This window comes from Aeromicrobium sp. Leaf272 (assembly GCF_001422865.1).
GTDB lineage: Bacteria > Actinomycetota > Actinomycetes > Propionibacteriales > Nocardioidaceae > Aeromicrobium.
In genome coordinates this window covers 439,256-449,947 of sequence record NZ_LMMY01000009.1, presented here as the reverse complement: position 1 = coordinate 449,947, position 10,692 = coordinate 439,256, and the positions used below count along the sequence as shown (strand labels likewise).

The following is a 10,692-nucleotide window of genomic DNA, read 5'->3' as shown; positions in this document are numbered from 1 at the left end:
CGACGACACTTCCGTGACCGCGGCTGGACCATCCGGCCGGTGCGCTCGCTCCAGGAGCTGCAGATGTCGGTGACGGCCGCCCGGGACGAGCTGCGCAGCACCGGCACGCACGAGCCGAGCGCCGAGGACGTCGCCGAGCGCCTCGGGATCGGCGTGGCCGAGGTCCGCGAGGCCGACGCCGCGCACGACGCCTTCGCGCCCCGGTCACTCGACGTGCCGTCGCCCGCCGACGGCACCTTCGCGCACGAGCGGATCGGAGCGCTCGATCCCGGGCACGAGGCGGTCGAGCGGCTCCAGACGGCGATGCCGGCGCTGCGCTCCCTCGACGAGCAGGACCGTCGGCTGCTGCACATGCGCTTCGTCGAGGACCGCACGCAGCGCGACATCGGCGCTGAGCTCGGGGTCTCGCAGATGCAGGTCTCGCGCCGGTTGACGGCGGTGCTGCAGCGGGTGCGCGAGCGCATCGGACCGCTCGACGGCTGACCCCTCGGCGAGGCGCCGGGTTCGTCGGTGCGTCGTCGAGGTGTGAAGCAGGCCGATCGCGGGTAGTCCTGGGACATGAGCACCTTCGGAAGCAGCCCCCAGTCCGGTCCCGGGACCAACGACCACGCACCGGTCGACCCCGCGACGTCGCCCGACACCGAGCCCGACGCCGACCTTCCCCCGACAGAGCCGTCGCTCGACGCCTCCGAGCTGGAGGACGACGAGGACGGTGGCGAGGAGGGCGACGACGCGTCGTCCTGACCTGGACGGGGCGGCCGGGGAGGGCGGACACCCACCCGGCCGCCGGTCAGCGCACGAGCGCCCGGGCCGCTGCCTGGGTGTGAGCCTGCTCGAGCCGGTCCTGCTGCGACTCGGCCTGGGCCACGAGGTCCTCCAGCTCCGCGCGGTCCAGCGCCGGGTGCACGTCGACGACCGACAGCAGCGCCTGCCACCCGGCGCGCTTGCCCGCGACGGCCGTGCGCATCGCCTCGAGCTCGACGAGGTCGGTCATGTCGGTCCGCTGCGTCAGGGAGCCGTTGGGCTTCAGGCGTCCGAGCCGCTCGCCGGCCTGGGCGGCGAGCGTGAGCGCCTTGGACTCGCCGACACCGAGGTCGTCGGCCATGCGGCGCAACCGGCGTCGCTCGTCCACGAGCTCGCCGTGCATCTCGCGCACCGTGTTCCCGATGTCGGGATCGAGCTGCGCGTCGGCGCTGCGGTCGAACAGGTCGATGCCTGCGGCCGAGCCGGCGAGGTGCGTGTGCACGTGGTGCGCGATCGGCGAGCCGCCCGGCACGATCGCGGAGATGGGGGAGGGCATGGGTGCTCCTTCGGGGCGGGCGTTGTCCCGCTCGTGGTCGAGGTCTGTGCCCAGCATGTACCCGCTCCCGGTCGGGCCATGCCACGCATGGTCTCGCGCCCGGCGGGTACGCGTCGGAGGAACACCACCGACGCGAGGANCCCTCGCATCGAGGATCCGGGCGACGTCGTGCTGAAGGTGACGAGGACCGGCCTGTGCGGCTCCGACCTGCACCTGTACGAGGTGATGGGTCCCTTCATGAACACCGGTGACGTCCTGGGTCACGAGACGATGGGCGAGGTGGTGGAGGTCGGCGCCGGCATCACGAACCTCGCCGTCGGCGACCGCGTGGTGGTGCCGTTCCAGATCGCCTGCGGTGACTGCTTCATGTGTCGCAAGGGACTGCAGACGCAGTGCGAGACCACGCAGGTCCGCGAGCACGGCACCGGCGCGGCCCTCTTCGGCTACAGCGAGCTGTACGGCAGCGTCCCGGGTGGGCAGGCCGAGTTCCTGCGCGTGCCGCACGCGGACTACGGCGCCATCAAGGTGGGTCCCGACCTGCCCGACGAGCGATACGTCTACCTGTCCGACGTGATGCCCACGGCGTGGCAGGCCGTCCGGTACGCCGACGTGCACGAGGGCGACACGCTCGTCGTCGTCGGGCTCGGCCCGATCGGCGACATGGCTGCGCGGCTGGCGCTGCACCAGGGCATCCGGGTCATCGGCATCGACCTGGTCCCCGAGCGGCTGGAGCGTGCGCGGCAGCGTGGTGTGGAGACCTTGCACGTGGAGGATGACGACGTGGTGGAGAAGGTCTTCGAGCTCACGTCGGGTCGTGGCGCGGACGGCGTGATCGACGCCGTCGGCATGGAGGCGCACGGATCGCCGGCTCCGTCGGCCCTGCAGAAGGCCGTCGGCCTCCTTCCGGACGGCCTGGCGAAGCAGGCCATGACCTCGGCCAGCGTCGACCGGCTGGCCGCGCTGCACCTGTCCACCCAGCTGGTGCGCCGCGGCGGCACGGTCTCGCTGTCGGGCGTCTACACGGGCACGCACGACCCGATGCCCATGCAGCAGCTCTTCGACCGCCAGGTGACGCTGCGGATGGGACAGGCCAACGTGAAGAGGTGGGTCGACGACCTGATGCCGCTCGCGGAGCGCGCCGACGACCCGCTGGGCCTCGAGTCCTTCGCCACCCACCGGTTGTCGCTGGAGGACGCGCCGCGCGCGTACGACATCTTCCAGCGCAAGGACGACGGCGCCGTCAAGGTCGTCTTCGACCCCAGCCTCTGAGGGACGCGCGCGGCCGGCTCCCCCTCACGGGTGGGGGCCGGCCGCGGCACGTCGGGCGATCAGCTTGTGCGTCCCGTCGCACCAGGGGCCGCGCGCCGTGGCGTCGCAGCGGCACAGGGCGACCACCGGCCGCTGGGCCTGCACCGCCGTCCCGTCGGGCGCCACGACGAAGCCGAGGCCGCGCACCAGGCGAGGGCCGGCCTGCGCCCCGCGGATCATCGCCTCCCTGCGGTCGCTCATGCCGGCACCGGCGCACCGAGGAGGTCGACGGCGCAGCGCTCCTCGACGAAGACGCACACGAAGGCGCCGAACCCGACCTCGTCCTCGAGCTGCGGGTCCCCACCGGTCTCGAGCTCGCAGAGCGTGCGGGCCAGGTGCTCGTGCACCGCGTCCGCCTCGACGTGCTCGTCGTAGTAGAGCGCGACCGTCTCGTCGAAGCCGAGACGGCGCAGGCCGTGCACCATGTCGGCGCTCGGGAGCGAGCTGGTGGCCTCGAAGGCCGCCAGGTGGCCCAGGGCCGCGTGCCGCAGGCGTCGGTGCAGGCACAGCAGCGACATCGCGTTGCTGAGCGTCAACGTCTCCTCGGACGCGTCGTCGACGTAGGCGCCGTAGGTCGGGTCGAGCCCCGCCGCCTCCATCGCCTGCTCGAACAGGTGCGCGTGCAGCCGGTCCGCCTGCCCGTCGCCGAGCTCGTCGTACTGCAGCTCGGCCAGCCCGGCCTTCGCGGCGTTGCCGAGCCGCGGGAGCACGAAGCACTGCGGGTCGGCCTCCTTGAGGTGGTAGATGCTGCGCTGGACGAGGATGCGCCGGACGTCGTCGGCGTCGGCGCTCTCGCGGACGAATCGGGCGACGCCGGGGACGTCGCCGTCGGCCTCGACGAGGCCGGCGAGGTCGCGGGGGCCGGTGGAGGCCGCGAACGCCTCGCGCAGCCAGGCCTCGAGGTCACGACCCAGACGGTTGCGCAGCCTCAGCACCTCCGGCGACCACTCCAGGTCGGGGTCGACGCCGTCGAAGCCGCGGTACGCGAGCTCGTACAGCGTCCAGAGCGCTAGGGCGTGGTCACGGGTGGTCGGTGCCGGTGCGTCCAGGAGGTCGGGGAGCGGGCGCAGCATCGTCAGGTGGTCGTGCACGGCCTGGCTGACCGGGCCGCACGGCGTGGGGATCCTCATGACCCTGACGTACCCCGGGTAGGTGCCGCGACACGTGAGGTTTGACTCCGTGCTCGCCGGGTACGTGAGAGGTGGGTGACGCGGTCCCGGCCCGCCTCACGCAGTGCGGGGCCGGGCCGCGCCGCCCCTGTTCCGCACAGCCGGCCTCGACGAACGACGCCTCTGGGGTGGGCCCGGTCCTCTAGAGTCTCCTCGGACCCCGAGGAGGCACGATGAGCGACTGGCAGCCCGACATGCTGGGCGAGGGCTACGAGCAGCGCACGTTCGAGCTGGGCGACGACCCCGACGGCCAGGGCGAGGTGTTCGCCACGCTCGTGCGCCGCACCTGGACCGGATCCGTGCCCGCGGAGCGAGCCGTCCTCTACGTCCACGGGTTCAGCGACTACTTCTTCCAGAAGGAGCTCGCGGAGTTCTTCGTCGACCGGGGCTTCGCGTTCTACGCCCTCGACCTGCGCAAGTGCGGCCGCTCGCGTCGGGAGGGCCAGACGGCTCACCACGTCACCGACCTCGCCCTCTACGACGCCGAGCTGGACCGTGCTCTGGCCGTGGTGCGCGAGGAGGTGCCCGGGGGTCCGGTGCTGCTGTCGGGCCACTCCACGGGAGGGCTCGTGCTGCCGCTGTGGCTCCACCGTCTCAACCAGCGTACCGGGGGCTCGCGCGGCGCGGGCATCAGCGGGCTGGTGCTCAACAGCCCATGGTTCGACCTGCAGGGCAAGCCGTGGATGCGGACGGTGGGCACGCTCGCCATCCGTGGCGTCGGACGGATCAAGCCGTTCGACGTGATGAAGCTGCCGCCGACCGACGCGTACGGCAGCAGCCTGCACGTCAGCGGACACGGCGAGTGGGACTACGACACCGTGCTCAAGCCGCTCGACGGCTTCCGCGTCACCTACGGGTGGCTCGGTGCGGTCCGGGCCGGACACGCGCGTCTGCACCGCGGCCTCGACGTCGGCGTGCCGTCGCTGGTGCTGCGCTCGGACAAGACCCGGTTCGCCCGCTCGTGGAGCGAGCAGGTCGACCGCGCCGACGCGGTGCTCGACGTCAAGCAGATCGCTCGGTGGGTCGGCTGCCTCGGCGACGCCGTGACGTCGTTGCCGATCCCCGACGCCCGCCACGACGTCTTCCTCTCGCTGAAGGAGCCGCGGGAGGCCGCCTACGACGCCGTTGACGCCTGGCTGCGAGCCACCGCGATCGTGTCGTCTGCGGGGGACGCCCCGGTGGGGTAGACCTGTCCCCGTGAGTGCCATGCCGATGTTCCCGCTCGGCACCGTGCTGCTGCCGGGCGGGCTGCTGCCGCTGCGGCTGTTCGAGCCGCGCTACCTGGAGATGCTGCAGGACGTGCTGCAGGCCGAGGAGCCCGAGATCGGCTTCGTCCTCATCGAGCGCGGCCACGAGGCCGGCGGCGGGGACGCGCGGTTCTCCACGGCCACGGTCGGGCGCATCGTCCAGGCCGAGCCGCGAGAGTCCGACGTCGGCATGGTGGTGCAGGGCGGACGCCGCGTCGAGGTGGAGGGCTGGCTTCCCGAGGACCCGTACCCGCGGGCCCGGGTGCGCGACCTCCCCGACCTGGTGCCCGACGTCGACCGCGCCGAGGTGGCCGCCGTGCACGACCGTGCGGTCGCCGCGTCGCTGCGTCTGGGCATCATGGCGCCGGAACCGCCTCCGCACGGTCTGCTCGCCGCCTGCTGGCACCTCGCGGACGCCTGCCCGCTCGGTCCCTACGACCGGCTCGCGCTGCTGCGCTCCACCCGCGCCCGTCAGCTCCTCTCCGCCGTCGACGACGCCTACGACCAGGCGGTCCAGATGCACGAGGCCTTCGGCCCAGGCAGCTAGGGCCTGCCTCTCGACGTCGTTCGGGCGACACAGGGAGTCGGGCGCGCACCGGGTCCGCCGGGACCCTCCACGACGGCCTCGGCGATGTGGGCGCCATGTCCTAGGCTCAGGCGCGTGGATGCCCCTCTCGCCCTCTACCGCCGGTACCGTCCCGAGACGTTCGCCGAGGTGATCGGTCAGGAGCACGTCACCGACCCGTTGCGGCACGCGCTCGCGGCCAACCGGGTCAACCACGCCTACCTGTTCTCCGGGCCTCGAGGCTGCGGCAAGACCACCAGCGCCCGCATCCTCGCCCGAGCACTCAACTGCGAGCAGGCGCCGGTCTCGGACCCCTGCGGCGAGTGCCAGAGCTGCCGCGACCTCGCCCGGGGCGGGCCGGGCAGCGTCGACGTCATCGAGATCGACGCCGCCAGCCACGGTGGCGTCGACGACGCCCGCGACCTGCGCGAGCGGGCCTTCTTCGCGCCCATCAGCAGCCGCTACAAGGTCTACATCATCGACGAGGCGCACATGGTGAGCCCGCAGGGCTTCAACGCGCTGCTCAAGCTGGTCGAGGAGCCGCCGCCGCACCTCAAGTTCATCTTCGCCACCACCGAGCCCGACAAGGTCATCGGCACCATCCGGTCGCGCACCCACCACTACCCCTTCCGGCTCGTGCCGCCCAAGGCGCTGGGCGACTACCTGAACCAGCTGAGCGAGACCGAGGGCGTGCGGCTCGAGCCGGCGGCCCTGCCGCTCGTGGTGCGCGCCGGCGCCGGCTCCGTGCGCGACACCCTGAGCGTGCTCGACCAGCTCCTCGGCGGCGCCGGGCCCGAGGGCGTCACCTACGACCTCGCCGTCCAGCTGCTCGGCTATACCCCCGACTCGTTGCTCGACGAGGCCGTCGCAGCGTTCGGCGCGGGTGACGGGAGCACCGTGTTCGGCGTCGTCGACAAGATCATCGAGTCCGGTCAGGACCCGCGGCGCTTCGCCGAGGACCTGCTGCAGCGCCTGCGCGACCTCGTGGTGCTGCGCGCCGTGCCCGACGCGCTGGCCACCGGTCTGCTCGACGTCCCCGGCGACCGCGCCGAGCGGCTGCAGAGCCAGGCCACGTCGTTCGGCCCGGCCGACCTGACCCGCATGGCCGACCTCGTCAACGCGGCGCTCACCGAGTTCCGCGGTGCCACCGCTCCTCGGCTGCTGCTCGAGCTGATGTGTGCCCGCATCCTCGTGCCGGCCTCCGACGCCTCGGGGGTCGTGGCCCGCGTCGACCGGCTCGAGAAGCGACTCTCCATGGGCGGGGTCCCCGCCACGGGAGCCGACGCCCCGGCCGACGCCCAGCCGAGCGCGGCCGCCCCTGCACCTGCCCAGCCTGCACCTGCCCAGCCTGCACCTGCGCAGCCCGGCCCCGCGCAGGCTGCTCCGGCACAGGGCGCCCCCGCCCGGCAGACGCCCGCCCCCGACCCGGCCCGGCCCCCCGTCGACGACGCGCCGCCCTGGGACGTCGAGGAGCCGCCGGAGCCGGATCACCAGCCACCCCCGCCGTCGACGCCGCAGCCGTCGCAGGAGGCGCCCCATCGCCCGGCGCCCGAGCAGGCGGCTCCGGCCGCGACCCAGCCGGCCCCGTCGCAGCCTCCGACCCGCGAGCCCGAGCCGGCCGCCGCCGAGGCCCAGCCGGCCTCGCCACCTGCCGGGGGGATGAGCGTGGCCGACGTGCGTCGGCTCTGGCCCGAAATCCTCGAGGTGGTCAAGGGCCTGCGCCGATTCACCTGGATCATGCTCAGCCAGAACGCGCAGGTGCAGGCGCTCGACGGGACCACCCTCACGATCGCCCTGGTCAACAGCGGCGCCCGCGACTCCTTCATGGCCAGCGGCTCCGCCGAGTACGTGCAGAAGGCGCTGCAGCAGGTGATCGGGGTGCAGTGGCGGATCGACGCCATCGTCGACCCCTCGGCCGACCCGCGGGCGGCGAGCAACCCCGCGCCGGCATCGCCCCAGGCTGCGGCTCCCACGCCGCCGGCCCAGGCCGCTCCGGCCACCGGTGGCGACGCCGGCCGCGGGGTGGGCGCACCGGAGTCGGTGCGCCAGGCCATGCGCGAGCCGGCCTCGATGGCCCCGCCGGAGGACCCCGACGCGTCCGCCCACCCCGACGACCCGGTGGTCGACCAGGGCACCGATCCCGAGCAGCTGCTCAGCCGGGAGCTGGGTGCCCGGGTGATCGATGAGATCGACCACGGCTGACGGTGCCGCCGAAGGATCCGCCCTGGTGGCACGTCGCCGCCGGCTCGACCTCGACGACGACCCCCTCGCGGTGCTGCGGCGGCTGCGCGGCCGCGACCGGGTCGTGGGTCTGGTCGGCTCGTGGCACCAGGGCGACGCGCTCGTGGCGTGCGACCCGGTCCGTGTGCTCGACCCCGACGTCGACGACCCGTTCGACCTGCCCCTCCCGGTCGTCGTCGACGACGCCGGTGCCGGGTTCGGCGGTGGGTGGATCGGCCTGTGGGGCTACCGGCTGGGTGGCCGCGTGGAGCGGGTCCCGGAGCCGAGGTCGCGCCCCGTGCCGCGTCCCGACGCCCAGCTGGCGTTCTACGCCTGGGTGCTGCGGCGCACCCGCGGCACGTGGTGGCTCGAGTGGCTGGGCGACGCCGACGTCGCACCGGTGCTGGACCTGCTCGACGGACCGCCCCCGCCCTCGCGGGAGCACCGGGTGGGCGCGTTCACGCTCACGCCGTCGCCCGCCGAGCACGAGGCCGCCGTGGCGCGCGCCGTCGAGCACGTGCACGCGGGCGACCTGTTCCAGGTGAACCTGTGCGCCCGGCTGGAGGCCTCGTTCGAGGGCGATCCGCTCGACGTCTTCTGTGCCGGCGCCGAACGGCTCCGACCCGCCTACGGCGCCTACGTCGAGAGCCCGGACGGTGCCGTCCTGTCCTTCTCGCCCGAGCTGTTCCTGCGGCGCACCGGCCAGGAGGTGCTCACCTCGCCCATCAAGGGGACGGCGCCGCTGGGTCTCGACGCGCGCGAGGACGCCGCCACGGTCGGAGCGCTCGTGGCCTCGGCCAAGGACCGCGCCGAGAACGTCATGATCGTCGACCTCATGCGCAACGACCTCGGCCGGGTGAGCGCCCCGGGCAGCGTGCGGGTCCCCGCCCTGGTGCGTCCTGAGCGGCATGCGGTGTGGCAGCTGGTGTCCGACGTCGTCGGTCGTCTCGCCCCCGGCGTCGGCGACGCCGAGCTGCTGCGAGCCACCTTCCCTCCGGGATCGGTCACCGGTGCCCCGAAGGTCCGGGCCATGGAGGTGGCCGCCGCGCTGGAGGTCACCGGCCGCGAGGCGTACACCGGCGCCATCGGGCACCTCAGCCCCCTGGCAGGTCTGGAGACCAACGTGGTCATCCGCACCGTCGAGGTGGCCGAAGGTCGCGCGTGGCTCGGCGTCGGCGGGGGGATCGTCGCCGACTCCGAGCCGGCGGCGGAGCTGGCCGAGGTGTTCGTGAAGGCCGCGCCGGTGGTTGCGGCGATCGGAGGCACCCTCACCGACGACGTGGCTCCCGCGGTCGGTCCCCGGCCCACACCCGTGCACGGCTCGGTCGGGTCGGCCGCCGACGCACGCCGCGGCGTGTTCACCACCGTCCTCGTCCGCGACGGTCGCGCGGTCGACGTCGAGGCGCACCTGGCGCGGCTCGACGCGAGCGTGCGCGCCGTCTACGGCACCACCGTGCGCGAGGGTCTCGACGACGCGGTCGCCCGGCGGGCAGCGACCCTGGGCGCCGGGCGGCACCGGCTGCGGATCGAGGCCGTCCCGGCCGAGCCCGAGCGGGTCGGTGAGGACCCGGTGCCGGTGGGCGTCCGCATGGTCGATGCCCCCCTCGTCGAGGCGCCCGCCACCTGGTGCCTGTCGCCCGTGGTCGTGCCGGGCGGCTGGGGAGCCGACAAGTGGGTCGACCGCGGACCCCTCGACCTCTCCGCCGCCCCCTCGCGCGAGGCTGCCGACGACGTGCTGGTGCTCGACGTCGACGGCTCCGTCCTCGAGGGCGGGCGCACCAACGTCTTCTGCGTCCTCGACGACGGGGTGCACACGCCGCCGCTCGACGGGCGCGTGCTGCCGGGCACCCAGCGGGCCCGGGTGGTCGACGCGCTGCTCGCCGCAGGTGTCCTGCTCCACCAGCGTCGGCTCACCACCACCGACCTGGCCGCCGCGTCGGAGGTCTTCGTCACCAACGCGCTGCGCGGGGCGGTCCCCGTGCGTGAGGTCGTCGGCGTCGGCGCCTGGGAGGCGCCCGGTCCGGTGACCCGGCGGGTCGCCGAGGACCTGTCCGCCGGCGTTCCGGCGCAGCAGGAGCGGCCGCTCGCACCCCGACGGGGCACCCGCGCGCGGGTGCTGTTCGTCGACAACTACGACTCCTTCGTCTTCAACCTCGTCCAGTACGTGCGCGAGCTCGGCGCCGACGCGCAGGTGGTGCGCAACGACGCGGTCACCGTCGAGGAGCTGGTGGACGCCCGTGAGGCCGGGGACCTCACGCACGTGGTGCTCTCGCCCGGGCCGGGGGAGCCGGCCGACGCGGGGATCAGCGTCGACGTGGTGCGCCGGCTCGGCCCCACCACGCCGCTGCTCGGGGTGTGCCTGGGGCACCAGGCGATCACCGAGGCCTACGGCGGGCGGGTGGTGCGCGCCGCCGAGGTGGTGCACGGCAAGCCGTCGCTCGTGCACCACGACGGGCTGGGCGTGCACGCAGGCCTGCCCTCGCCGCTCACCGTGGCGCGCTACCACTCCCTCGTGGCCGAGGAGTCGAGCCTCCCGCCCGAGCTGGTCGTCACCAGCCGCACCGCCTCGGGCGTGGTCATGGGCCTGCGCCACACCTCCCACCCCGTCGAGGGCGTGCAGTGGCACCCCGAGTCGATCCTCACCACCCGCGGCCACGACCTCCTCGCCACCTTCCTGTCACAACGGTCCTGAGACAGCTGCGCAGGCGTGAACCGCGCCCTCCGGGACAATGGTGTGCGTGGGTATCTACGTCGAACTGCGCGACGAGACCGGCGATGTGGTCGCTGGGCTGCCCGACCCATCGGGTGGCATCTTCGACGCCGCCGGAGACTTCGACCGGTTCATCGATAGGTATCCGTACAACGAGGCGAAAGACGGTCTGC

At 73.8% G+C, this 10,692-nt stretch carries 10 protein-coding genes; 7 read left to right on the top strand and 3 right to left on the bottom strand.

What is annotated here, in order from left to right:
- The coding region (locus ASF38_RS17835) for a sigma-70 family RNA polymerase sigma factor (RefSeq protein ID WP_162237292.1) at window positions 1–483 on the top strand (483 nt) is incomplete at its 5' end.
- 75 nt (window positions 484–558) lie between these two features.
- Window positions 559–744, top strand: a complete 186-nt coding sequence (locus tag ASF38_RS03775) for a hypothetical protein (RefSeq protein WP_055963107.1) — start codon at window positions 559–561, stop codon at window positions 742–744.
- A 46-nt stretch (window positions 745–790) separates the two neighbouring features.
- Here ASF38_RS03775 and ASF38_RS03770 read toward each other — a convergent pair whose 3' ends face one another.
- Window positions 791–1,300 (bottom strand): hypothetical protein, encoded by a 510-nt coding sequence (locus ASF38_RS03770; RefSeq protein WP_056573715.1) that lies wholly within the window; start codon window positions 1,298–1,300, stop codon window positions 791–793.
- 168 nt (window positions 1,301–1,468) lie between these two features.
- Here ASF38_RS03770 and ASF38_RS03765 point away from each other — a divergent pair, with 168 nt between their 5' ends.
- Window positions 1,469–2,569, top strand: a complete 1,101-nt coding sequence (locus ASF38_RS03765) for an alcohol dehydrogenase catalytic domain-containing protein (RefSeq protein ID WP_255353805.1) — start codon at window positions 1,469–1,471, stop codon at window positions 2,567–2,569.
- 24 nt (window positions 2,570–2,593) lie between these two features.
- On the opposite strand, the gene ASF38_RS03760 is transcribed toward ASF38_RS03765, so the two are convergent.
- Both ASF38_RS03760 and ASF38_RS03755 read right to left on the bottom strand, forming a co-directional pair.
- Window positions 2,594–2,809, bottom strand: a complete 216-nt coding sequence (locus ASF38_RS03760; RefSeq protein WP_055963115.1) for a CDGSH iron-sulfur domain-containing protein — start codon at window positions 2,807–2,809, stop codon at window positions 2,594–2,596.
- Window positions 2,806–3,738, bottom strand: coding sequence for an iron-containing redox enzyme family protein (locus tag ASF38_RS03755; protein ID WP_055963118.1), 933 nt, complete (start codon window positions 3,736–3,738; stop codon window positions 2,806–2,808). Before ASF38_RS03755 ends, ASF38_RS03760 begins: the two co-directional genes overlap by 4 nt.
- Window positions 3,739–3,950: 212 nt before the next feature.
- On the opposite strand from ASF38_RS03755, the gene ASF38_RS03750 reads away from it, so the two are divergent.
- The 4 genes from ASF38_RS03750 to ASF38_RS03735 all read left to right on the top strand — a co-directional run bounded on the left by ASF38_RS03750 (window position 3,951) and on the right by ASF38_RS03735 (window position 10,501).
- Window positions 3,951–4,964, top strand: a complete 1,014-nt coding sequence (locus ASF38_RS03750; protein ID WP_055963121.1) for an alpha/beta hydrolase — start codon at window positions 3,951–3,953, stop codon at window positions 4,962–4,964.
- 19 nt (window positions 4,965–4,983) lie between these two features.
- Complete coding sequence (locus ASF38_RS03745; protein WP_055963124.1) at window positions 4,984–5,571, top strand: LON peptidase substrate-binding domain-containing protein; 588 nt, start codon at window positions 4,984–4,986, stop codon at window positions 5,569–5,571.
- 114 nt (window positions 5,572–5,685) lie between these two features.
- Window positions 5,686–7,791, top strand: a complete 2,106-nt coding sequence (locus tag ASF38_RS03740; protein WP_200914390.1) for a DNA polymerase III subunit gamma and tau — start codon at window positions 5,686–5,688, stop codon at window positions 7,789–7,791.
- A gap of 25 nt (window positions 7,792–7,816) precedes the next feature.
- The gene (locus tag ASF38_RS03735) at window positions 7,817–10,501 is read left to right on the top strand and encodes a chorismate-binding protein (protein ID WP_056573709.1); all 2,685 of its coding nucleotides are present in this window, start codon (window positions 7,817–7,819) and stop codon (window positions 10,499–10,501) included.
- Window positions 10,502–10,692 lie beyond the last annotated feature (191 nt).

Bases quoted from the DNA above. Each gene is read 5' to 3' on its own strand.
- ASF38_RS03775 (WP_055963107.1), top strand. From the start codon at position 559: ATGAGCACCTTCGGAAGCAGCCCCCAGTCCGGTCCCGGGACCAACGAC.
- ASF38_RS03770 (WP_056573715.1), bottom strand. From the start codon at position 1,300: ATGCCCTCCCCCATCTCCGCGATCGTGCCGGGCGGCTCGCCGATCGCG.
- ASF38_RS03760 (WP_055963115.1), bottom strand. From the start codon at position 2,809: ATGAGCGACCGCAGGGAGGCGATGATCCGCGGGGCGCAGGCCGGCCCT.
- ASF38_RS03755 (WP_055963118.1), bottom strand. From the start codon at position 3,738: ATGAGGATCCCCACGCCGTGCGGCCCGGTCAGCCAGGCCGTGCACGAC.
- ASF38_RS03750 (WP_055963121.1), top strand. From the start codon at position 3,951: ATGAGCGACTGGCAGCCCGACATGCTGGGCGAGGGCTACGAGCAGCGC.
- ASF38_RS03745 (WP_055963124.1), top strand. From the start codon at position 4,984: ATGCCGATGTTCCCGCTCGGCACCGTGCTGCTGCCGGGCGGGCTGCTG.